Here is a 22,131-nt window from a genome sequence, read left to right on the forward strand (position 1 = left end):
CCAGCAGAGGAGGCCCGCTCCGGAGCGACATGACCGTTCTGGAGCAGTCAGCGCTCCACCGAGTTGCAGGCTGCCGGGTCGAGTAGGCGACGCCGCAGTCCTCCACATTGCTACGCCAAGCGATCACGCTCGAAGCTCAGGGTCATGATTGCTGCTGCGACGATTCTTGTAGGCGTAGCCGGGTATCTGGTGGCACCCAACCCTCTGGGCCGGCGCACGGCTTCCCCCACTGCTCCTACACCGCAGTCTGGAGGCCGGCGCCAAACGCGGCCTGTCAGCCGCGGCTGCATCCGGCGTGCCCACATCCGCCGCAGAAGCCGCCGCGGTTGCAGCTGCATGGGCAAGCTCCAACAGGGCGCCGGGGTGCGAACGGCAGCGGGGTGTCCAGTTCAGCGGCGCGCGCAGTCGGGGGCGCGGGCGGCTGGCCATCCGGCTGCACGGGGGCGGTGGTGGAAGCGTTCTGGCAGGTGTTCGGCGTGGCAGCGTCGTGGGCATGGTTGGTGGGGTTGGCGGTCATTGGCTCTCGTTCCTGTTGTACGGGGTTGTTCGGGCGTGGTTGGCCGGGTGACTCGGTGCCTTGAGCTGGAGGCGTTCCGGGGCCGCGGCGTCCGGCGGACGGCGCGGCCCCGGGTCAGATGCGGGCGGTCGCGAGGGCAGTGGTGGCGGCCGCGCCGATTGCGGCGGCGGCGTGGGCGGGGTGGGCGAGTTCGAGGAGGGTGGCGCCGGGGAGAGGGCGGGGGTCGGGGGCGAAGGCGAGCCACAGCACCGCGCATCCGGCGGCGCGGAGAGCTTTGATGCGCTCGGCGGCGGGGGCGGTTTCGCGGGGGCGGTAGTAGCCGTCGGAGGCGATGACGAGGAGCCGTCCGCGTCCGGGGTGGGTCAGTTCGAGGCGGGCGCTGAGGGCGTCGATGGCTTCGGCGAGGCTGTGGCCCAGGCCGGTGGCGGCGAACTCGGTGACCTGGGCCGGTGCGCGGCCGGGGGCGGTGATGGCGGTCAGGGATGCGTCGTAGGCGACGGTGGCAGCGTGGGAGTCCGGGTCGGTCAGTGCGGTGGCTTTGGCGAGGATCCATGCGGCGGAGGCGATGGGGGTGGTGGCGGCCTTCATGGAACCGGAGACGTCGACGGCGATGCCCACCCGCAGGGGTGGTGCCGGGGCAGGGCGATGCTGGGTGCGAGTCCAGGGCAGGGCGGTGGGGGTGGCGCCTGCGGCTTTCTGGGCGTCCCGGGCGAGGGCGCCGCGCATGTTGAGGCGGCCGGGCGGCACTGCCGAGGCGCTGCGGATGGCAACGGGTTCGCGGTAGGCGGCGGCCCGGAGTGCGCGGGCGAGTTGTCCGGCGGCGGACTTCTCGGCCGCCGTGGGTGGCCGGGTGCCGGCCACCGGCGATACCAGCTTGACGCCGCTGGGCAGCGTGCCGGGGGTGTGGGGACGGGCGCCGGGGGCGAATACCTTGTCGGCTGTTGCGGCGGCGCGCCGGTCATGTGCGGCCTGCGCTGCTTTGGCCTGCACGCGGGCGGTCCGGGCGACATCGACCCGTGCTGCAGCGTTGGCCCGTGCGGTGTCGTTCGCTTGTACGGCGCCCACGACCTTGCCGACGGCTTCGGCCAGTTCACCGGCGTGTCCGTCAGCCGGGCCGGGAGCGGGCTCCGGCCCTGTGGGATCGGCACCGAGGACTTCACACCAGGCGCGGGCGTGGGCGAGCATCGTCTGCTCGTCGTGGTCGCCAGTGCCGTGGGCGGCGGTCCAGATCGCGGCGATGGTGTCCAGGAGGTCGGTGCCGAGGATGCCGGTGACGGCGGTTTCCACGGGTTCGGTCTCGTCGGGGTCGAGGATTCCGGCGTCGCGCCGGGCGAGGAGCAGTCCCGCGGCGTAGGCGGCACGCCATCGGTCGGTGGGGGTCTGCGCGGTGAACTCGTCCAGAAGCAGGGTGTGGACGGCGGCGCGCAGATAGGGGCGGTCACCAGAGCGGCGGGTGAGGTGGGCGTGTTCGGCGCGGGATTCCTCCAGCATGTCCGCCGCCGCGTGAAGGGCGGTGCCACGCAGGGCAGGTGGGGTGTTCCAGTGGCTGTGGGCGGCGTGGGCGGCTTCATGAACCAGGGCACCCCAGGCCAGCGGATAACGTTCCTCGTCGCCGAGTCGGGCCGGATTGATGGTGGCCGGGCGGTGCGGGGCGAAGAGGGCGGCGTCGATTTCCAGGGCGGCCGTCGCGGGGAAGAAGGCGGCAGGGGCACCAGAGCGGGTGCCGTGCTGACAGGTGACGATCACGTCCTCACGTTCGGCAAGTTCGGGCAGGCGGTCGGTGAGTGCGGCGGAGATCCGCAGCCAGTGCCCGGATTGCGGGGCGGGGCACGGTTCGTAGGCGGGGCCGCCGTCGTCCTCCCACCGGCAGACCGCCGACTCGGCTTCGGTCACCGCAGGTGGGGTGTGCTGGACGTGGGCGGTGTGGGCGTGTGCGGGCATGGCGGTTCGGTCCTTTCTCAAAGGATCAAGCGGGATTGGGGGTCCGGCCCGCCGCCGGTGGGCGGCGGGCCGGGACCGGAGGTCAGAGCTGGCGGCCCAGGGCCAGAGCGGTGACGGGCCTGCCGAGCGCTTTAGCGACGATTTCGGCGACCGTGTCGCGGTCCTCCAGGGGTGCGATGCCTACGAGGTTGGCGAAGGCGGCGTCGTTGCCGAGGACGTCTGCGATCTTCTGGAACGCGATCAGTTCCCGTAGTTGCGGAGCCCAACCGAGTTCCCCGGCCTGCTGACCCATGGCGAGGTGCCGGGCGATCCGCACCGCCGTCCGGTTGACCTTCAAGGCGGCGGCGAGGTCGTAGTCGGAGCCCACCTGGATCTGCACGCTGAACCGGCTGGCGAGGGCTTCGGTGAGGACCGCGCCGTGCACGCCCGGGTTGTGACCGGCGATGACGTAGAAGCCGTCGGCGGCCGTGATCGTCTCGCCCTTGTGCGCCTTGACCTGGATCTGCCTGCGTCCGTCCATCGCCGGATACAAGGCGGCCAGCACCTTCGGCGAGATCAGTGTCGCGTCGTCGAGGAGCAGGGCCCGGCCCTCCTGCATCGCCGTGACCAGCGGACCGTAGATGAACTCGTAACCGCCGTGCTGGGCTTGGGTGTATTCGCCGATCAGGTCGCCGACCGTGGTGTCTCCGTCCCCCGCGACGGTGATCAGGTCGGGGAAGGCGGCCTCGATCAGGGAGGTCTTCCCCGTGCCCGGGGGGCCGTACAGCAGAACCGGCACGCTCGCCTCGCGTAGTTTGCACAGCGCCTCGACATCGGGGAGGTCGGCCAGTGCCCGAGGGTGGTAGGGCTGTCCGTTGGGGCGCATGACGGGGGCGGGTCGCCCGCCGGGTTGCGGACGCGGCGGTGCCACTGGCGCGGCTTGGGGCGGGACCGGTGCGCCTGGTCCGTGGGCGGTGGACGCCCGGGGGGCTTGCTGCGCAGCGGCGGCGGTCGTGGGTGTGGCCTGGTATGTGCGTGGCTGGGTGCCGATCCGCTCAGCCTCGCCCCGCGCGACCAGCGTTTCGCAGGCGTTGCCGACCGCGCCTCCGGAATGCCCGAGTGTCCGGGCGAGTTCCGTGACGGTGAAGTGTCCGGCTGTGTTACCGGCGAGGACCTGGGCGATCCGGGCGCGCAGCTCCCCCGGGCGGGCCTTCGGCCCCGGCGAGGCGGAGGATGCGGCGGCTGCAGGCTGGGGTGCGGTCGTCATCGCAGGGATTCCCTTTCGTACGTGGTGGCAGGCAGGCGGATCGGGGGTGCGGGGTGCTCTGTCACCGGTCGGCGGGCGGAGTCTGCGGCGGCACGCTGGGCCGCCGAGGCGGGTGAAGAGGGGGGTCCTGCGGCTTGCGGGGTCGGGGGATGCGGGGAATGACGCGGGCGTTGTCGTCGTCCGCACTGCGGGCGACCCGCGCCTCGGACGCAATCACCATCCCGGTAAGCGCTGGGCACCGATCGCACGTCTTGACTTCGCCGGTGAATTCCATTCCAATTCCTCCGAATTTTGGCCGCACTCCACCCGAGGTGAAAGTCGCGTGAAGTTTCGGGAGATTCGCCACCTCCCGCCCCCCTTGATGCAATTCAAATATATCTCGACACACGGAACTCCTGAAGCGGAATACAGGCTGGGAAATGCTGGAATTCTCGTGAATTGACGACGCTTGGCGTCGTGGAATTGGGGCAGCACGAGGGGTTTGGTCGTGAAATGGCAAGACGTCGACCGATCCGCAGTCGGTTCTACCTGCGACGCGGCCCGGCAACACGGCCCGGCAACACGGCCCGGCAACACGGCCCGGCAACACGGCCCGGCAACACGGCCCGGCAACACGGCCCGGCAACACGGCCCGGCAACACGGCGTCACCCTCGGCTTCGCCTGGGTGACGCCGCGTCTGCCCTGGGGTCGGCGAAGGGAAAGGTGGGGATGGGATGCGGATGTGAGGGGACGGTGTGGGCACTGACGCGACATCGCACGGCAGGCAGGCGGGGGCCGACGTCCGCAGATCGGGGCAGAGACTTGCACCGATATGCAGTCGGCCCGGTCGGCCAGGGGCAGTTCAGGCCCTGACCTGCGGCTTCGGGCCGGCCAGGGGTGTCCTGCCCAAGCAGGACACCCGAGTCGACGGGGATGGCTGGACGACTCTGAGGACGGGGTGCGGGCCTGACGACTCCGTGGCCGGCGGTTCGTCAGCGGGCGGCGGCGGGGTGGTGCCGACGCCTCAGGAGAGCGGTGGTGACCGGGTCAGGATCGACCTCGATGTCTGCCAGCCGTCTGGTCAGGAGCTGGTAGGTGCGCTGGGCGGCGTCGTCACGGCCTGCGGCAAGTTGGAGGCGGATGATGCGCTGATAGACGGGCTCGTTGTACGGGTCCCAGTCGGCGGCCTTGTCCAGTAGCGCGAGAGCCTGGTCCGGGTCGCCAGCGTTGAGAGTGGCGGTGTGGTCGGCCAGGAGGACGAGGGCGTCGACGGCTTTGCGGTGGAGGGTTTCGCGCAGGCCGTCGGCCCAGGTGTAGTCGGCTCCTTCGCACAGAGGGCCTCCGTATGCGTCGACCGCAGCCTGGAGGCTGGTGGCGCGCTCGGCCTCGTCTCGGCCGGCTGTCGCCCCCCGGAGCATGTCGAGGAAGGTCTCGACGTCGGTGGAGATGAGGACCGGGTCGAGGCGGATGCGGTCGCCCGAGCGTACGAGGAAGGCCGCCTGGTGCGCTCCGGTGGCCTGGCGGAGGCTGCGTCTTACGGCCCGACGTAGATTGCCCAGTTCCCTGTTGGCCTGCTCGGGATCGGCCGACATGCGTAGGTGCTCGACGATTTCTTCCCCGCGGATTCCACGGGGGTGCGCGGCCAGCAGGGCGATGAATTCCCGGGCCTGTCCTCGCAGACCGAACCCGAATTCCTTTCCTGTCGATCCCGCGTAGATGCGAAATCCACCGAGCAGGCGCACCGTCACGGGCTTTCTCGGATCTTCCGCATGCCCTGTCTGCCGTGACAAGGCAGTGGTGGTGGAATTATGCACTGCCGCAAAATCTCGGTCTGCAGTGGGTGGAGTAGGCGGAGGAATAGGAACGATGTGGACGGGCTGCCGCTGATCGCGGCGTTCCACCGACGGAGTGCGGTCGTGAGCGCTGTGAAGGACGTCGAGTAGTTCGCTCGCCGGATGGGGAGCGAGGGTGAACAGGTTGACGTCGCGAAGTGCCGGGACGTCGGCCGGGTTGCTCGGAGTGAGAGTTCCGTCGGTTGTAACGCAGGCATGGTGAGGCCAGTCGTCCGTGCCCAGGACGATGACGGCGAGAACACCCGGGGCACAGCGATGGGCAACGGCGCCAAGTCGGTCGCGGGTGTCCGGGTGGTCATCCGCGAGCAGGATCGACATCGGCGGCGAAGGACGGTCCGGCTCGGGGGCGTGGTCGTGGTCGTCGCCTGTGTCGGCGAGGCGAGCGTGGTGCAAGAGGGACTGTTCGACCAGGTCCAGGGCGTGTTCGCAGTCGCGGGTCAGGGTGCAGGCAGCGAGGCCGCCGTCGGTGTCGATCTGCAGGCGGGCGGCTGCGGCGGTGGGGATCAGCAGGCGGGCGCGCGGAGGCTCCGGGCGCAGGCGTTGCGCGGCGCCGAGAACAGCGATGGCCAGGGCGCGTGCGGCAGCGTCCGCTCCCGGACCGCTCCAAGCGATTCCTCCGGGGACTGCGAGGGCGTCGACGGAGATTTCGCGGCCGCCGCGGGTCGCGCACATGACGGCTCCGGGCGCGGCCGGTTCGGCAGGAGCGGAATGCCGTGTCAGCGTGCCTTCCGAGTCGTTCTCCTCGTGTGCCTGGGCGAGGAAGGCCGTGTTGGCCATATGAACGGCCCTGGGCAGCGGGCGTGGCGGCGGGGCGGTGAGGTCCGGTTGCCGTCGGCGGCGTTGGTGGGCGCGGGCGAACGCCAGGGCGGTGGCGATGCCGGCGGCTGTGGTGATGCCGATGGCCGACGCAGCCCCGACGCCGATGGTGACGGACCGAGCGGCGACAGGGTGGGCCCTCTCCGAGGCACTGGGGCGTTGCTCGTCGCGGGTTTCCGCGGCTTCGTCTCCGGCAGGGCGCGGCGCGTCTGAAGCCGAGGGCTGGTGGGATGAAGGCCGGTCGTCGTCTGCGGCAGCGGACGGCGCCTCGGGGCGCGGCCGAGCGGGGGCAGTTGGCTGTTCGGCACGGGCAGGGAGGCGTAGGACCCAGCCCGGGTGGATGTCGTCGGGGTCGCTGAGGCGTCGACCGTCTGCCTGAACCTGCCCGTGGTTGAGCTTGTAGATCCGCGGCCAGAGCAGTGGATCACCGAGGTGCGCGCGGGCGATGTCCCAGAGGGTGTCGCCGGGCGCGACCACGTAGGGGACGGTGAGATTCTCGGCAGGTAGACGGGTCGTCTCAGCGCGGGTCGGTGCGCTCGGATGGCGTGGTGCGGCGGCCTGCGTAGCGGGCCGGAGTCCCGCCGTGCCGTCGGCCGGAGATGCCTGGGCGGGAGCAGGGTGCCAGGCTGCGGCCCAGGACACCAGAAGGGTGCCGATGAGCAGTGCGGCGGCGGCGCGGTGCGCGGGCAGGGTGCGGGCGTGGTCGCGGAGCAACGCCTGGTTGCGGCGAAGGAGGGACAGGTGCCGGAGCGTCCAGGCGGCTTCTGCGGAGAGGCTGATGAGGAAGGCCGCCCAGCACGCCCAACCGACCAGGGCCAGGAGTTCGACGACCAGAGTGTCGCTGAGCGGTTGTGCAAGGCGTCCCAGCAAGTCCCTTGCAGAGAACGCTGGTTCAGGCCAGGGAATTCCCACAGCGGCGACCAGCACGCTGGGCACTCCGGCGACGACGAGAAGGAGGGCGGTGGCCGAGGCAGTGAGCCGTACGAAGGCGCGCAGTCGGCCGGGCACGACGGGGGTGAAGGTACTCACGGTCTCGGCTCCTGGCGCGTCCAAGGCGTGGTGATGCCGCGTTCGGGGCGGGCGGTGGCCTCGGCCGTGGTCGCCAGCTCGCGGATGCCGACCAGCGAAAGGATCTGCGTGCGTTGCCGGTGCGTCACGGTCACGGTGACGGTGTCGCCGTCCGTGTGGACGCGGCCGCTGTTCCCGGTGGCCTGGACGTAGTCGCGGGCTGCGGCTGCGGCGCGCTGCCGGTCGAGGCGAATGCGTTGGGTGGCGCGCAGATACGCGAGGTCGATCTGCTGTGAGCCGCTGCGGGCAGCCTCCTGAGCGGCGTCCGCTGCGGCGACCTTGCCGGCCAGCGCGAGCCCGCCGTCGAGGACCAGCCCCGCGAACAGGAACAGACCCGCGATGGCGATCACCACCATCGCGGTGGTCTGCCCGCCGTCCCCTCGCCTCCACGAGCGATGTCGTCGCACGCTCACCGACTGCTCCCGCGGTAGGTGTCCACGACCGAGCTCGCGGTGGTGGCCACGGTGAGCTGGCCGGGCAGCCCGGAGCCCACCAGTGCCGCCGTGCAGGCAACACGGACCCGCACCGTGCCACCCGGGGCAAGGCGGCCGACCTGCGCCGTCGTTGCCACGCGTGCGCAGGAAGCGCCTGCGCTGTGCAGGGCGGCTTCGGCGGTCGCGTGTGCGGCCTGCTGGGCGGTGGCCGGGCTGCGGGCGAGGGAGGCGGCTCTGGCGGCCTGGTGGGCGGCGTCGTCGACCTTGAGGCGGGCCGCGGCCATCCGCCCGAGCGAGACCGCAACGAGCAGAAGGAGCACGAGCAGTGGAGTGACGACGACGAGTTCCGTGGCCGCGGAGCCGTGCTCGTCTCTCCACCGCTTCCGGGCCGGGGTGCCGTCCGGGCGGATGGACCGGGCGATGTTGTCCATGCTCACCTCCCTGCCGTGGACCAGTGTTCGACGGCGCCGCCGGCATAGCCGGTGACCGCCAGGTGGAATCCCGGGACCACCTGCTGCACGGTGCCGTGGACACGTACGGCCGCAGTACGGCTGGTGCGGGTCACGGTGATCTGCGGGTCCTGCAGGACGGCGTGGCCGAGCCTGTCCAGCGTCTCCTCGGCGCGGGACCGTCCGGCGGCGGCACTGCCGCCCTGCGTGCGGGCCGTGGCGAGCGCGCGGGACGCTGCGGTCTGCGCGATGTGCTGAGCGTGCTCGGCGAGTGCGAACTGCACGATCAGCAGGAAGAGGAACAGGACCAGTGGCACGGTGATGACGGTCTCCGTCGCCACCGCGCCCCGGTCCCCGCGGCCGCGCCGCCGCCTGGCGCGGCAGGCAGCCGGCGGCAGGATCGCCGTCGTCACGGGCTGCCGATCAGCCGAGGTCAATGCCATTGGCCTTGCTGGTGACCTTGGCGGCGATGATCCCCACGACTGCCAGGGCCAGAAGAGCCAGCAGGGCGGTGACGATGACGGTCTCGGTCGAGTAGCCGCCGTCCTCGCGCATGCGGCGCCTCAGTCGTGCCGTCTGGCAGCGCAGCTGGGCGAAGAGGGGGCGAAGCAACGAGTTCACAGGAGCACTCCTTCGTACGATGCGGGCCGGCTACAGGCCGGTCAGGACGTTGGCCAGAGCCGGGTAGCCGATGAAGAGCAGAAAGGCGGCGAACTTCAGCACCACCGGCAGGGACATGCGTTCGGTCGCGGACTGGGCGGCGCCGTCCGCCTCGGCGAGGCGGCGGCCGCGCATCGCCGCGGCCTTGGCTTCCAGCGAGGTACGGATGCGGGCGCCTTCGCTGCCCGCGAGCCCGACGGTGGCGGCCAGCTCACGCAGTTCCCGCACGCCGGTGCGTCGGCCGAGAGCATCGAACTCGTCCCACACGCTGCTGCGGGTCAACTCCGCAGTGGACAGAGCGCGGCGCAGCTGGGATGCGGCCCAACCCTGTGGTGCGGCAGCCGCGTCGGTCAGTGCCTGCTGGACACCGGCCCCTCCGGCGAGCGCGATGACGACAAGGTCGAGAAAGACCGCCAGGGTGTGCCGGAGTTCGGCGCGCCGTCGGCCTGCCTTGGCACGCACCGCAAGATCCGGGGCGAGAAACATGATCGCGGCGCAGGACAGTCCCGCCCAGGAGGGAATCCACCAGTCGATCCCCGTTCCGGTCGCCAGGCCGAGAGCGGCGAGCAGCGCGGGCGGAGTGATGAGCCCGACCACAGCGGCAGCGGCCTTCTCCGCCAGGTGGCGTTCGGTGTCGATGCCCATGATGGCGAGGTCCGCGCGCAACGCGGCGGTCGGCAGCCCCAGGGCGCGCAGCGCCGGTACGCCCCGCCGTCCGAGCCGGGCCGACCAGCCGCCCTGACTGCCGGTGCTTGAGGCGGGCGTCCTCACCGGCTGGGCTGGCCGGTGCAGCGCGGCAAGAGACGCGGCCAGTGAGGGGCGGGGCGGGCGCATCCCGTAGACGAGAGTGAGCAGGCCGGCACCGAAGGAGGCGCCGAGGACGAGGGCGATCACCGCACTGCCGCCTTCCCCTGTGCCGGAAACGCGCCCACGGAGCCCGGGGCGAGGATGCGTGGTTCCTCGGCGAACTGGGCGATCTTCATCAGCCAGGCGAACCCGGCGGCGAACAGCAGCCCGATCACGGCGAGCACCAGTTGTCCCTCCAGTGAGGAGAACGGTTCGAGGTAGGGCCGGTTGAGGACGACGAGGCCGGCCGCCATCCCCACGGTGGTGGCGGTGATGACGCGCACGGAGGTACGGACCCGGGCCCGCCCGGCGTCGATGCGCAGGCGCATGGCGACCTGCTCGCGTGTGGCCGCGGCCAGCGAGCCCAGCAGCGGGCCGAGTTGCCGGGCCTGCCGCTCGGCCGCCATCACAAGCGCCGCCACCACGGTGTCGGCCACCGGATCGGCAACGTCGTCGGCGAAGTCCCGCAGCGCGGCGCCCAGCGGCTGTCCCTCCTCGACCCGCGCTGCCAGGGCCACCGTCTCCGTCCGCACCGCGGGCGGCGCCAAGGGCGCGGTGGTCAGGATCGCCTGCTCGAGGCCGGCGGCGGCCGACAGGGTGTCGCGCAGCATCTCCGCCCAGACCGCCACCGCCTCCAGTTTCTCCGTGCGGGCGGCCGCCTGCCGGTCCCGCTGCAGTACGCCGGGCAGCACCGCCACCGCCAGTCCGGCCAGCAGACCGCCGACCGGCCAGCCGGTCGCGGCACCCGCCAGCACCCCGGACAGCACGGCGGCGACCACGCGCCGCCCTCCCCACATCCTGCCCAGCCGCCTGCACCACGTCCACGGGCTCGGTGCGCCGCTGTCGGCGCTTTCGCGGCGAAGGGCGCCGCTCGCGATCAGCCAGCACCCGGTCCCCGTACCGGCGCCGAGCAGCAGCGCCGTCAGCACCTCATGGCTCATGCGGTCCGTCCCCACCGCTGCTCGCGCAGCCCGCGCTCGTCGAGCCCGGCGGCCAGCAGGTCCTGAAGGGTCTCGCTCCGCAACGGGGTCGCCGGCACCGCGCGACCGTCCGGCCCCGGCCGGTACACCTCGTTGGAGATGACCTGTGCGCCGTCGGCGTCGACGATCTCGCGTACCGAGTCCACGACCCGACGCCCGTCGGCGTCCCAGCCGAGGTGGACGACGAAGTGGACCGCCGACGCCACCAGCAGGTTCGTCGCCTCCAACGACAGCCGCTCCGGGGACTGGGCCGCGTATGCGGCCAGCTTGGTGAACACCCCGCGCGAGGTGGAGGAGTGGATAGTGGACAGCGACCCGTCGTTGCCCTGGGACATGGCGTTGCACATCGGCACCACCTCGGCGCCCCGGATCTCTCCGACGATGACCCGGTCCGGCGACATGCGCAGTCCCCACCGGACCAGTTCCGCCTGGTCGATGACGCCTTCGCCCTCGATGTTGGGCTCGCGGGCCTGCATCGCCACCACGTCCGGATGCGCCGGGTCATGGTCCAGGCCGAGCTCGAAGGTGTCCTCGATCGTCACAAGCCGCTCATCGGGCGGGATCGCCGACGCCAGTGCCCGCAGCACCGTGGTCTTCCCCACGTTGGTGCCGCCCGCGATGATCACGTTGCGCCGGGCACGCACCACCGCGCCCAGGAAGTTCGCCAGGGCGTCGTCGCAGACTCCCAGTCGCACCAGGTCGGGCAGCGTCGCCGTACGGAAGCGGTGCCGCCGGATCGACAGGGACACCCGGCCGGTCACCGCCATCACCGCGAACATTCGCGACCCGTCCGGCAGGCAGATGTTGAGTCGGGGCATCCCGCGGTCGAAGCGCCGCTCCTCCACGCCGGCACGCGCCGCGATCTGCCGAACCAGACCGATCAGCTCCTCATCGGAGGCCGCCAGCGCCTCGGCTCGTTCCTTGCGGCCGTCCGCGTACCGCACCCAGACCGTGTCGGCGCCATTGACCGCGATGTTCTCCACCCGGTTATCCGCGAGCAGCGCCTCCAGCGGCCCCAGCCCGAACAGTGCGTCCAGCACCACCTGGCTGATCCTGTCCTCGGCCGCCGCACCCAGCGCGGCTCGCCCAGCTTTCAGTTGCTCTGCGGTGTAGGCGTCCAGCTCCTCCGTCAACAGACGGCGTACGACCGACCGCCGCCGCTCCACATCCTCGGCAGGCAGGCCCGCCTCCGCTCTGACGTGCGCATAGCCGGCCATCCGGCCGGCCACCCGCGCACGCAGCCAGTCGGCCATCTGCCGCTCTCCGTCCTCCTCGCCCTGCGCCAGGGTCTCCGGCTCGGCTCCTGCTGTCACCGCGCCTCACCCGCCTCCACCGCGGTGTCTACGTCCTGCCGAGGCGTCGGCAGCGGGACGGACGGCGCCGCCAGATGCGCGAGGTCCCGGCCCAGTCCGCCCGCCGCATGGTCTGTCAGGGCAGCCAGGTGCCAGCCGAGGTGGCTCGCCGCACGGGCCAACGGTGAAGGGCGACGCCTCCGCGGCCCTGTGCCGGCCCGCCCCGAGAGCACGTCAGCCGTCCGCGGATCCCAGGGCACGGCGTGCACCCGCTCGATCCCCAGCGCCGCACCGATCTCCGACGACGCATAGGGCGTCGGCCCGACCACCACCAACTCCACCCGGGCCGCCGCACCATGCAAATCACCGGCCTGCGCCGCGACATGGGCCAGTGCGTCGACGCCGCCGCGGGTCACCACCAGCAGCACATCGGCCGCCTGTACCAAGGGCATAACCGGCGCCTGCAGGCGCCCGATGTCCAGCAGCCCCGTTCCCGTCTCGTCCGGTCCGCCGCGCAAGGCCTCGAATCCCCCACCGTCGGCGAACAGGCCCACCGCCGCCGCAGCCTGCTGGGCGCCCGCAGGCCCGGCAACCACCCGAACCCCTCCCGGCAGCATCTGAACGCACTCCTGCACCACGTGCGGCGCCGCGTTCCTGCGCACCGCCGCGGCCAGCGCCGTCAGCCCGGGGGCCTCCGGCAACCCGAACCGGGCAGCCACATCACCGCCCGCCGGATCGGCCTCGACCACCAGCGGCCGCACCGGATCCGCCGCCGGCCAGTTCGCCGCCACTGCCAACGCCAACGTCGTCACGCCGGGCGAACCCTTCACCGACGCCACCGCCACCAGCTTCCGCATCAGGGCACCTCCCGGCCGACCGGACTCAGCACCACCACGTGCGGCTTGTCCACACGAACAGCCCGCCGCGCCGCCGCAGTGTCCACGAGCATCGAGAGCACCGTCGGCTCCGACGCACCTTCACCGGGGATGGCATCGGTGACCACCCCGACCAGAGGCTCCTCAGCGTCCGCCGAGCCGGCACCTCCCTCGGCGTCAAACCTGCCCGGCAGCACCGCGACCCGCTGCCCGACCGTCACACCCGCAGGCAGGTCACCCGCACCGACCGCGAACGACACCCGCGACCGGCCCTGCGGCGGATACTCCGACGACTCCCCCACCTGCTCCGGTGCCAGCAACGACCCGGCCACCAGCGGCACCGTGGCCACCTTCCCCACCACCGAGGCCGCCTGCGCCGCGGGTACGACGTGACCCGCCGCGTCCGCCACCCCCAACTCGACCTTCCGCAGGTCGCTCTGCGCCAGCACCTGCCCGGCCGGCACCGGCCGGACGACCACCAGTACCGGGGTCTTCCGGCCCGCCTGCCCGAGCAGTGCAGCGAACCCCACGGCGCAGGCGATCACAACCGTCGCCCCGAGCCACACCAGCGCCGGCCGACGCCGCACCAGGCCTCCGCCACCGCCTCCGTCCGGCGGACGCGGCCCCGGTCCACCACCCGGCCTCAACGGCACCTGCGCACGCACCCGCGCCCACCCGCCCTGCGGCCGCTTCTCGGCCGAAGAAGGCAAAGGGGTACCCATGACTCACCTCACACATCACGAAGTTCACCAACACGACGAGCACCCACCCGCCGCGGAATCCGATGCCGCGCTACCCGCGCCGCCCTCGGTCCACCACGAGGGCCTGCACCTCGGTCACCTTCACCGGTATCCGTGTCGCCGACCGCAACCCCCGGATCACGCCCGACCGGCCATCACCGCGCCAGACGACGTCCCAGGTGATCGCCGCCCGCACGGGGAACGCCTCCTCCGGCTGCCCGGCCGAGGACCGTGCGTAGGTGTGACCGCAGTCCGGGGAGCCCGAAGCGGCCGCGAACTTCGTCGCGTACGGGGTCCCCGGGCCCGCGCACACCACCGTCGCGCCGTCTCCCATCGACCACTCCACGGCCCGTGGTGTCGCCGTCGCCGTCACGGTCATGCCCGGCACCTGCGCCGTCTTCGACACCGGCCGCCACACCGACCGGTCGACCCACAGCCACGTCGGCACGTGCACCACCTGGGCCGCCTCCTCGTCCGGGCTCATCCGGATCACCGGCTCGGGCAGGACGAGTTGCCGGACGACCTGCCGGGCCACTTCCTCTGCCGAGGGCGGCGGCGCTGACGGACGCCCCTTCCGCGGCGCGCGATCGTCGGTCAGCAGCCCCCTGCCCTCGAGGTCCATCACCATCCACTGCTGCTGCGGCGCCGTCCGTGTCCGCACACCCCTTACGGGAGCGCGGTGCCGCATCCGGGACGGAACCGGCTGTTTACGGGGCTGCGCACGGGGCCGGGTCGCCGCCCGTACCTGGCAGCCGCCATTCGAGCAGGCGACACCGGAGAGGAAGCCGCGTCCGTCGTCCGCGCTCGCGGGCGCCGCCATTCCCACAGTGCCTTGAATGATCAGGCCGACCACCAGCGGCAGGAGTCGGGTCAAGGCCTCGGAGCGGCTCAGCATGTACCGGTCTCATGCAGGTACAGCTTCGAGACCTTCCAAACCCCGTCCCGCAGACTCACCGTGGCATCCGCCGCGCCGTGTCCGCCGGGCACATCGTTCTTCAGCTCGCCCGACTTCCTGTACTGGAGCCAGTGCGTGCCATCGACGCAGTCCCGTAACGTCACCTTGTCAGCGGTCGCGCTGAGCACCTCGGGGTCGATGCGCGGCGCCCCCTTCGAGACGACGTTCTCCTTCCGGGCCTTCTCCATGCCGTACCTGAGCAGCAGCAGGGCTCCGTCGGAAGCGTGATCGTCCAGCAGCGGCGACTTCGGATCCGCCTCGGCGGCGGCCGCGGTCAGGTCGTTCCACATGCCGCGATACGCCTTCAGCGCCGCGCGTTCCTCCTGGCTTACCCGCGGTTGTTCAGACGTCGACTGGAGTGGATCGCCCTTCTCGACAGCAGGTTGTTCCGAACTCCCGCCTACAGAGCAGGCGGAGAGCGCGAGCAGGGCCGCGCCCGCGCTCAGAACTGCCACCCGAGGAATCCGAAGTGCCCGCATCTGCCCCCACTTTCAAAGATCGCTACGTTCAGCTATCGGGGTTCACGCAAAGCTACATCAGTCCGTTCCTTCTGCACCCAGAGTTCACCCGTCCGGGGGTGTGGGGGCTGCGCGGAGCCGTCCGGTCCACACGGGACGGGAAGCGCCACCCAGGCCACCTTCGTCTTTCGCCGGCTTCGGAAGCCCCAGGCCCCGCCGCTGAGTTCGTGGACGATGTGCAGGCCACGCCCCCGTTCGGAGAGCAGACTGCACAGGACTGCCAGACCACCGCCCCTGTGTTCCGCCGCCGGGGCGAACGGCAGCACGGCCGGAAACTCGGGAATCTTCGGGATGCGCGGATCTTGATCCTCGACTTCGCAGAGAAGCGCTCCGTCCGCGCGGCGCAGCCGCAGCTCGTACGGTCCGGGCGCGTGTTCGGTGGCGTTGGCCACCAGTTCCGAGACCGCCAGCACGGCGTCGCTGACCGTCTCTCCGTCGTAGCCGAGCAGGTCGAGGGCGCAGCGTAGGGCGGTGCGGGCTTGGGCCGGTGCGCCGGGGGTGCAGCTCGTCCAGCGCCAGAGGACGTTTGCCGATCCGGCGGGTAGACGGCGGATGGTCATCGCCGGCCTCCGTGGGCGGCGTGGCGGGCCCGTGTGACGCGGCGGTGTCGGCCGCGGCCGGGACGGACGCAGTCGCGGGCTGCGGTGAGCGTGAACGGGCCGGCTGTCGGTACGAACGGCAGCAGCAAGGCGGCAGTGAAGAGGGTCGGTGCCACGGCAGGGCCTCCCTGTGGTCGCGGTGCGGGTGCGACCACGACACCGTGGGCACGGGAAGAGCGGAAGCCCGCTCTCACCAGCTCTTTCAAGCACTTATGGCTGTCGTGCACCGGTGATCGAGGGGCTCTTGGCTGCGCCGCTTCGAGCCGACGACGCAAACGATCAGCCCTCGAGCGTGCCCGTCAGAGGATGTTCCAGCGGGACCCTGTATCCGCCCTCTGGAGCGCGGCGACGCGACGCTGAACTTCGTCGACGCTCTGCGGGGCATGGATCGCCTTGCGGGCGTTGGTGGTGATCATGCGCAGCTCGCGCAGATCGCGCAGGAGCCGGTATCCGCTCCAGGCGGTGACGTCCCAGCCGTAGGTGTCCGCGAAGCGCCGGTAGTGGTCCGTCCCGTACCCGAAGCGGCGGCAGTGGACTTCGACGGTCACGAGGTCCCACTCAGGAGGGCCGATGACAGCGCTGTCCCAGTCGCAGAGCACTGGGCCGCCGTGCGCGTGCAAGGCGTTGCCGTGCTGAGGGTCGCCGTGGAGCAGCGCTTCGGGCAATTCGTAGGTCACGTGTGCGAGTTCCGTTTCCAGGCGGTCCGCCTGGGCGTTCAGGAACTCGACGGCCGATGCCGGAAGCACGCTGGTCTGGGCGAGGGATGCGCGGATGGCGGTGATGGCGTCCAGGCGGCGCAGGGGAACGGGGGGCGGTGGTGCGGTATGGAGCGTGCCGAGCGGTTTGGCGAGCCCCTCGGCCGGTACCGCCGTCCCGGGCTGCGGAAGGTAGGTCCAGAAGGTGGCGGCGTGCCCGTGGACGACGACGGGCTGCTGCGGCACCGGGTGCAGCGGGGCCGTGGGAAATCCGGTGGCCATCAGCCATCGGACGAGCTCGACGGTGTGCTGGACATCCACGATCGGGGTGCCGTACCGGGCGATCTTCACCAGCACCGGCTCCACGGCGAGCCGGAAGACGGCGTTGGTCTGTCCACGCAGCAGCACCGCGCCACGGGCGTCGAGACCGGCCGTACGGCAAGCGTGAAAAAGAAGGGCGCGCAGCTCTGACGGATGGAAACCTCCGGGGCGCGTGGCAGCCATGCCGCCAGGCTGACCGAGGTACGCGGGTGCTGTCACGTGCGTGCAGGGGGGAGAGCCAGAATCTCGCCAAGTTCTCGCGCCGGACGGGTCAGGCGCAGGCGTGGTGGGAGGGCGTCCAGAACGTGGCGGGTGCGGATGGTGATGATCCGGGTGCGTTGCTCGGGAGGCAGGGCGAGGTAGGTGGCGGCTGCGAGCCGGCAGGCGTCGGCTGGGCTGCGTTCGGCCACCAGGCAGATCGCCTCCTCCAGGTGCAGCAGCGCCGGGTCGATACCTCCGCCCTGCGGCGGGTACAGGGCGTGCGCCTGCTGCTGGGCTTGGCGGGCTTGGCGGGTGCGGCCCAGGTAGGTGAGGGTGCCACTGGTGTAGAGGAGGAGTCGTCGGGCCGGGAAGGTGAGTGCGTCGGCGACGGGTGTGTGTTCGGCGCGGTCGTAGTGTTCGCGGGCTGTACGCAGGGCGGTGTCGGCGCCCGGGGCGTCCCCACGACGAGCGAGGGCGCGGGCATGGGCGATGGCGGCGAAGGCGCCGGCTTCGCAGGGCCGGCCGGACAGAAGCTCCTGGGCTTGGCGCGTGAGGCGGATCGCGGCGTCGAGCGGCCCGTAGTAGTAGGGCAGCATCGCTGCCTGTACGCGGACGCGGGCTTGCACGTCGGCCTCGGCGCAGTCGTCCGCGGCGGCGCGGGCGGTCGCGTACCAGGCGGAGGCCGAGCGCAGGTGGCCGAGTCGCATGAGGGCGTCCGCGATAAGAGTGGCCAGCCAGGCCAGCATGCGCGACAGCTGGCGCTGCACGGAGGGCGGCTGCCGCTGCTCGGCGAGCAGGCGTACGTCGTGGACGTCGTCGACGAGGTCGGGGAGCATCGCCTCGGGTGGGCGGGTGACGTATCGGCGGCGGTGCTCGAGCAGTCTCTCTTCCAGCAGGTCGAGTTGCGCGGCGGTGACCGTTCCCGATGCCAGGGCGCGGTCTACTTGCCGGCGTACGTCGTCCAGAGCGCCCTCGCCGCTCCGCCACCGCTGGGCGATGGATTCCCGGGGTGTGTAGTCGACGGTGGCTTCGAGGCCGAGATCCGCCGCATGGGTCTGGTAGAGGCGGCAGAGCAGGTCGATGGTCGACGCGACGGGGCGACGCCGGGTGGCCTCCCAGACGCGCAGTTGATCGACGTCCAGCCGGGGCGCAACCAGCTGCTCGCGCTCACACATCCGCCGCAAGGCCTCGACCGACTCGACGAGCGTCCAACCGGCGGCGAGACGGTGTGCACGCAGCCTGCTGACGCCGCAGCAGGCTGCGATCTCCCCGACCAGCCTGCCCTGCGGCCACTGCGCCACAGCGGCCGTGCTGCGCAGTGCCGCAGCGCACGACGGTCCATGCCGTTTCGGGCCCACCCACTTGCTCCTGCTCTGTGACCACGGGTGACGTGGCGACCACCGTAGGAACAGCCGGGGGAAGAGCGGCCCGGATCGGGCGCTGAACCGGAAAGTCCAACGCGAACCGGTGACCAGCTCACCGGTTCCGCGTCACCGGTGACGCGAGGACGTTGGCGCAGGGCGGTACGCCGCCAATCCTGCTGAATGCGACACATCCCGAGTCCGATTTGGCGCGATGGCGCCTGTCACCAAGGTGGGCCAGCATGACGACCCAGCACTTCGGCAGTCCGGCTGCAGACGCCCCGCGCCATTGCCCCCACACGGCACCCCTGCCCGCAGCGCCTCATTCCAGCGGCGGTCCGGACCGCGTCGCGATCTTCGGATTCCTGCCGGCGGAGGAACGGGTGCCCGAGGTGCGGCGCGCCATCACCAGGCTGCTCGGCCACTGGGGGATCGACGCGGACCTCTGCGATGCGGCAGCACTGACCGTGAGCGAACTGACCGCGAACGCGGTGGTGCACGCCTCCGTTTCGGCGTCCATCACCGTCGTGCTGGAGCTGGCCTCGCACCTTCGCATCGAGGTCCGCGACGGCAGCAAGCAACTACCGGTGCTTCGGACGGCGACCGGCCCCGAGAGCGAGAACGGCCGTGGGCTCGCCCTGGTGGCGACGCTGTGCTCGGAGTGGGGCACCACCCTCTACGGTGCGTCCGGCAAATCCGTCTGGGCGCGCTTCCCGCTGCCCAGCGCCTGATGCCGGGCTCGGCACGTCTCGCTCGGTCTTGACCAAGGTCACTGACTTCTGGTCGTCTTGGCCCTGAGACGCCGTATTCGGGGGGTGCCTTCGTGGTCGAAGCGGTTGGGTTCGCGTCGGACAGGCCTGGACATTCGCCCTGTGCGACGCTGGGAACGGCGACCCGGTGAGGCTTCGACGCGGTGCAGCGGTGGCTGCCCTCGCCGGTTGCGGTGCGGTGACGACACTGCTGGTGGGCCTGGTGACGAACGCAGTGTCGGATCAGTCCCGCTGGCCGGGGTGGCTGGGGTGGTTCCAGGACCATGCCTGGTTGTCGTTCGTTCTGCTGGGCGCCGTGCTGGTCGGCCTGAGCGCGCTCCTGGCCGTGGCTTCCGAGCAAAGCGCCCCCAGTGGTCAGCAGGCCTCTGTGGCTCAGGGACCGGGCCGCGAGTCGGACCTGCCCGAAGCGGCGCTCGTTCTGAGGTCGCTGCCGCGGGATACGGTAACGTTCACCGACCGGTCCGCGGAGCTGGAGGCGCTGACACTTTCGGTGCGGGCTTCGCAGGAGAGTGGTGGCCCGTTGCCCGTGCACGTAGTCGACGGGATGCCGGGGGTGGGGAAAACAGCGTTCGCCGTGCGTGCGGGGCATCTGCTGTCCGAACGGTTTCCTGACGGTCAGTTGTTCGTGAACCTCAACGGCCACACCACCGGGCGTACACCGGTGCAGCCGAGCGAGGCCCTGGCCTCGCTGCTGGCGGCGGCCGGCGTGCCGACGCAGCAGATCCCCGTCGGCACGGATACCGGGGCGGTCACCGAAGCGCGGGCGGCGATGTGGCGCAGCCGTCTGGCGGGCAAGAAGGCATTGCTGATCTTGGACAATGCGGCGAGTTACCGGCAGTTGGAGCCCTTGCTCCCGGGCAGCGACGGATGTCTTGTGCTGGTGACGAGTCGGCGGCGCTTGGCGGCGGGCGAGGAAGTGGTGCTGAGCGTGGAGGCCTTGCCGTCGGCGCATGCGGTGGACCTGTTCATGCAGCTGAGCGGCCGACCGGCGGAGTCATTCGAGCGCGGTGTCCTGGAGGAGTTGGCGGGGCTGTGCGGCTTCCTGCCGCTCGGGGTGTCGCTGCTGGCGGCGCGGCTGCGGCATCACCCGTCCTGGACGGCGCAGGACCTGCTCGTCCGGCTTCGGGAGGCACGGAACCGGTTGGGTGAGCTACGGGCCGGAGAGCGTGCGGTGGGGGCAGCGTTCGATCTGTCGTACCGGGATCTCCCCGCCGAGTTGCAGCGCTTCTTCCGCTGTCTGGGTCTCTTCCCGGGCGCCGAGCTCGATGCCTACGTGGCAGCGGCGCTCGGATCGGTTTCGGTGGATGTCGCCCGCAGACAGCTCGACGCGCTGTACGACGCGCATTTGATCGAGGAGTACCCCGGCAGTCGCTACCGCCTGCACGACTTGCTGCGCGACTACGCCCGCAGCGTCGCCGGCGAAGGAGACAGCGTCATGGAGCAGCAAGCAGTCGAGCAGGTGTGCGACTACTATCTGGCCGCCTTGGCCGGCGCCAACGAGCGCATCGTCCGTGCCGGAGCAGACACGCCTCCTGCTACGGCAGATGGTGCCGACCCCCGACGGACTCCTGGCCTGCAGTCGCGCCCGGCAGCGCTGATGTGGCTGGAGGGCGAGCGGCCCAACATCCTGGCGTGCATCCAGCGCGCGAGCTCGCTCGGTCTGCACCCGATCGTCGTGCGGCTTGCCGCGGCCCTGGCTCCCTTCTTACGGCAAGCCGGACCGTGGGACCAGGCAGCCGGCCTGCACCACACCGCCGCCGAAGCGGCCCGACACATCGGCGACCGCCTGGCCCAGGCCCGTGCGCTCGCTGAGCTCGGGGCGATCCGGCGTTTCATGGCGGCCTACCCCGAGGCGGTGCAGGCGCTGCGCGAGGCGATCGACCTGTTCGACGAGGTCGGCGACCAGCAGGGCAAGGCGGACGCATTGAACCAGGTCGGCATCGTCTGGTATCTCACGGGCGACAACGAGGACGCCGCCCAGGCCCAGACCGACGCCCTCGCCCTCTACCGCGCTCTGGGCAACCGGCTCGGACAGGCCAACGCCCTTGCCGACCTGGGGATGGTGCGCCGCCAGACCAGCCGGTTCGACGACTCAGTGGAAGCCCAGAGCCAGGCCCTCGCCTTGTACCGCGAGCTCGGCGACCGCTACGGCGAGGCCAACTCCTTGCGGGACCTGGGCATCGTGCACTGCCAGACCGGCGACTACGCCTTGGCCGGAGAGCGCCACAGTGAAGCCCTCGCCATCTACGAGGACCTCGACGACCGCGCCCACCAGGCCTACGCCCTCAACGAGGCCGGGGCCGTGCAACAGATCACCGGTGACTTCGACGCTGCCCGCGCAGCGCACACGCAAGCTCTGGAGCACTTCACGGCCCTCGGCGAGCACTACGGCCGCGCCAACAGCATCCGGCACCTGGGTGCCCTGCATCGCGTGAGCGGCGACCTCGCCGAGGCGGTCAGGCTCCTCACCGAAGCTCTCGGCGCCTACCGCAGCCTCGGCAGCCGGTCCGGAGAGGCCGCCACCCTCACCGAACTCGGTGCTGCCCACTGCGGGCTGGGCGAACGCGCCCGCGCCACCGAGGACCTACAGCGAAGCCTGACGATCCTGCGGGCTCTCGGCAACCGCTGCGGAGAGGCCGAGGCACTCAACCACCTCGGCGCCCTGCTGCGCGCGTCCGGCGCCCCGGCGGCGGCCCAGGAGCAGCACGAGCAGGCCCTGGCCCTTGCCCGTACCGTGCACTGCCCCCTGGAAGAGGCTCGGGCGTTGGAGGGCATCGCCGGCAGCCACCAAGCCACCGGCGCCCCGTCCGACCGAACCGCAGGCCCGCTACACGAGGCTCTCGACATCTACCAGCGGCTGGGCCTGCACACAGCAGCCGACGACGTGCAGCGCCTCCTGGCCGCCGCGCGGTGAACCAGATGAGGCGACCGGTTCCGACCTGTCGCACAGTCCGAGCACTTTGCTACGTTGCGGAATCGACTGCCCGCCGTATCGACGTACGCCACGAGGAGGG

At 71.4% G+C, this 22,131-nt stretch carries 19 protein-coding genes; 2 read left to right on the top strand and 17 right to left on the bottom strand.

The features are described 5' to 3' along the window. Nucleotides 1-631 precede the first annotated feature (631 nt). From AC3ET4_RS25805 to AC3ET4_RS25885, 17 genes are all read right to left on the bottom strand, one after another. On the bottom strand, nucleotides 632-2,458 hold the full coding sequence (locus AC3ET4_RS25805; protein ID WP_431953425.1) for a VWA domain-containing protein: 1,827 nt from the start codon (nucleotides 2,456-2,458) through the stop codon (nucleotides 632-634). Between the two features lie 82 nt (nucleotides 2,459-2,540). After that, a complete protein-coding gene (locus tag AC3ET4_RS25810; protein ID WP_431953427.1) occupies nucleotides 2,541-3,704 on the bottom strand; it encodes an AAA family ATPase in 1,164 nt (387 codons plus the stop codon). A gap of 972 nt (nucleotides 3,705-4,676) precedes the next feature. Beyond that, nucleotides 4,677-6,830: an AfsR/SARP family transcriptional regulator gene (locus tag AC3ET4_RS25815; RefSeq protein WP_431953429.1), complete on the bottom strand. Its 2,154-nt coding sequence runs from the start codon at nucleotides 6,828-6,830 to the stop codon at nucleotides 4,677-4,679. Nucleotides 6,831-7,378: 548 nt separating this feature from the next. Continuing rightward, nucleotides 7,379-7,834: a pilus assembly protein TadG-related protein gene (locus tag AC3ET4_RS25820; protein WP_431953431.1), complete on the bottom strand. Its 456-nt coding sequence runs from the start codon at nucleotides 7,832-7,834 to the stop codon at nucleotides 7,379-7,381. Continuing rightward, nucleotides 7,831-8,286 carry a TadE/TadG family type IV pilus assembly protein gene (locus AC3ET4_RS25825; RefSeq protein WP_431953433.1) on the bottom strand — a complete coding sequence of 152 codons (456 nt, stop codon included), beginning with the start codon at nucleotides 8,284-8,286 and terminating at the stop codon, nucleotides 7,831-7,833. The genes AC3ET4_RS25820 and AC3ET4_RS25825 overlap by 4 nt, the downstream gene beginning before the upstream one ends. Nucleotides 8,287-8,288: 2 nt before the next feature. Next, nucleotides 8,289-8,645, bottom strand: coding sequence for a TadE/TadG family type IV pilus assembly protein (locus tag AC3ET4_RS25830; RefSeq protein WP_431953435.1), 357 nt, complete (start codon nucleotides 8,643-8,645; stop codon nucleotides 8,289-8,291). A gap of 82 nt (nucleotides 8,646-8,727) precedes the next feature. Then, nucleotides 8,728-8,925: a hypothetical protein gene (locus AC3ET4_RS25835; protein ID WP_431953437.1), complete on the bottom strand. Its 198-nt coding sequence runs from the start codon at nucleotides 8,923-8,925 to the stop codon at nucleotides 8,728-8,730. 30 nt (nucleotides 8,926-8,955) lie between these two features. Then, on the bottom strand, nucleotides 8,956-9,858 hold the full coding sequence (locus AC3ET4_RS25840; RefSeq protein WP_431953439.1) for a type II secretion system F family protein: 903 nt from the start codon (nucleotides 9,856-9,858) through the stop codon (nucleotides 8,956-8,958). Beyond that, nucleotides 9,855-10,751, bottom strand: a complete 897-nt coding sequence (locus tag AC3ET4_RS25845) for a type II secretion system F family protein (protein WP_431953441.1) — start codon at nucleotides 10,749-10,751, stop codon at nucleotides 9,855-9,857. Before AC3ET4_RS25845 ends, AC3ET4_RS25840 begins: the two co-directional genes overlap by 4 nt. Next, the gene (locus AC3ET4_RS25850; RefSeq protein ID WP_431953467.1) at nucleotides 10,748-12,043 is read right to left on the bottom strand and encodes a TadA family conjugal transfer-associated ATPase; all 1,296 of its coding nucleotides are present in this window, start codon (nucleotides 12,041-12,043) and stop codon (nucleotides 10,748-10,750) included. The genes AC3ET4_RS25845 and AC3ET4_RS25850 overlap by 4 nt, the downstream gene beginning before the upstream one ends. Nucleotides 12,044-12,099: 56 nt before the next feature. Beyond that, nucleotides 12,100-12,939 carry a CpaE/TadZ family protein gene (locus AC3ET4_RS25855; RefSeq protein ID WP_431953443.1) on the bottom strand — a complete coding sequence of 280 codons (840 nt, stop codon included), beginning with the start codon at nucleotides 12,937-12,939 and terminating at the stop codon, nucleotides 12,100-12,102. Beyond that, nucleotides 12,939-13,544 carry an SAF domain-containing protein gene (locus AC3ET4_RS25860; protein WP_431953445.1) on the bottom strand — a complete coding sequence of 202 codons (606 nt, stop codon included), beginning with the start codon at nucleotides 13,542-13,544 and terminating at the stop codon, nucleotides 12,939-12,941. Before AC3ET4_RS25860 ends, AC3ET4_RS25855 begins: the two co-directional genes overlap by 1 nt. A 205-nt stretch (nucleotides 13,545-13,749) precedes the next feature. Further along, nucleotides 13,750-14,358 (bottom strand): hypothetical protein, encoded by a 609-nt coding sequence (locus AC3ET4_RS25865; RefSeq protein WP_431953447.1) that lies wholly within the window; start codon nucleotides 14,356-14,358, stop codon nucleotides 13,750-13,752. A 227-nt stretch (nucleotides 14,359-14,585) separates the two neighbouring features. Next, nucleotides 14,586-15,107, bottom strand: a complete 522-nt coding sequence (locus tag AC3ET4_RS25870) for a hypothetical protein (RefSeq protein ID WP_431953449.1) — start codon at nucleotides 15,105-15,107, stop codon at nucleotides 14,586-14,588. A 56-nt stretch (nucleotides 15,108-15,163) separates the two neighbouring features. After that, nucleotides 15,164-15,730: an ATP-binding protein gene (locus AC3ET4_RS25875; RefSeq protein WP_431953451.1), complete on the bottom strand. Its 567-nt coding sequence runs from the start codon at nucleotides 15,728-15,730 to the stop codon at nucleotides 15,164-15,166. 338 nt (nucleotides 15,731-16,068) lie between these two features. Then, a complete protein-coding gene (locus tag AC3ET4_RS25880; protein ID WP_431953453.1) occupies nucleotides 16,069-16,968 on the bottom strand; it encodes a phosphotransferase in 900 nt (299 codons plus the stop codon). Nucleotides 16,969-17,000: 32 nt separating this feature from the next. After that, nucleotides 17,001-18,287 carry an NsdA family TPR-like regulatory protein gene (locus AC3ET4_RS25885; protein ID WP_431953455.1) on the bottom strand — a complete coding sequence of 429 codons (1,287 nt, stop codon included), beginning with the start codon at nucleotides 18,285-18,287 and terminating at the stop codon, nucleotides 17,001-17,003. Nucleotides 18,288-18,589: 302 nt separating this feature from the next. Here AC3ET4_RS25885 and AC3ET4_RS25890 point away from each other — a divergent pair, with 302 nt between their 5' ends. Both AC3ET4_RS25890 and haaT read left to right on the top strand, forming a co-directional pair. Next, nucleotides 18,590-19,078 (top strand): ATP-binding protein, encoded by a 489-nt coding sequence (locus AC3ET4_RS25890; protein ID WP_431953457.1) that lies wholly within the window; start codon nucleotides 18,590-18,592, stop codon nucleotides 19,076-19,078. A 217-nt stretch (nucleotides 19,079-19,295) separates the two neighbouring features. Beyond that, nucleotides 19,296-22,031 carry a cyclophane-containing RiPP biosynthesis TPR protein HaaT gene (gene haaT / locus AC3ET4_RS25895; RefSeq protein ID WP_431953459.1) on the top strand — a complete coding sequence of 912 codons (2,736 nt, stop codon included), beginning with the start codon at nucleotides 19,296-19,298 and terminating at the stop codon, nucleotides 22,029-22,031. Nucleotides 22,032-22,131: the final 100 nt, after the last annotated feature.

The organism is Actinacidiphila sp. bgisy167 (assembly GCF_057707665.1).

Coding starts and splice junctions, on each gene's coding strand:
- AC3ET4_RS25805 (WP_431953425.1), bottom strand. CDS start 2,458: ATGCCCGCACACGCCCACACCGCCCACGTCCAGCACACCCCACCTGCG.
- AC3ET4_RS25810 (WP_431953427.1), bottom strand. CDS start 3,704: ATGACGACCGCACCCCAGCCTGCAGCCGCCGCATCCTCCGCCTCGCCG.
- AC3ET4_RS25825 (WP_431953433.1), bottom strand. CDS start 8,286: ATGGACAACATCGCCCGGTCCATCCGCCCGGACGGCACCCCGGCCCGG.
- AC3ET4_RS25845 (WP_431953441.1), bottom strand. CDS start 10,751: ATGAGCCATGAGGTGCTGACGGCGCTGCTGCTCGGCGCCGGTACGGGG.
- AC3ET4_RS25850 (WP_431953467.1), bottom strand. CDS start 12,043: ATGGCCGACTGGCTGCGTGCGCGGGTGGCCGGCCGGATGGCCGGCTAT.
- AC3ET4_RS25855 (WP_431953443.1), bottom strand. CDS start 12,939: ATGCGGAAGCTGGTGGCGGTGGCGTCGGTGAAGGGTTCGCCCGGCGTG.
- AC3ET4_RS25875 (WP_431953451.1), bottom strand. CDS start 15,730: ATGACCATCCGCCGTCTACCCGCCGGATCGGCAAACGTCCTCTGGCGC.
- AC3ET4_RS25880 (WP_431953453.1), bottom strand. CDS start 16,968: ATGGCTGCCACGCGCCCCGGAGGTTTCCATCCGTCAGAGCTGCGCGCC.
- AC3ET4_RS25890 (WP_431953457.1), top strand. CDS start 18,590: ATGACGACCCAGCACTTCGGCAGTCCGGCTGCAGACGCCCCGCGCCAT.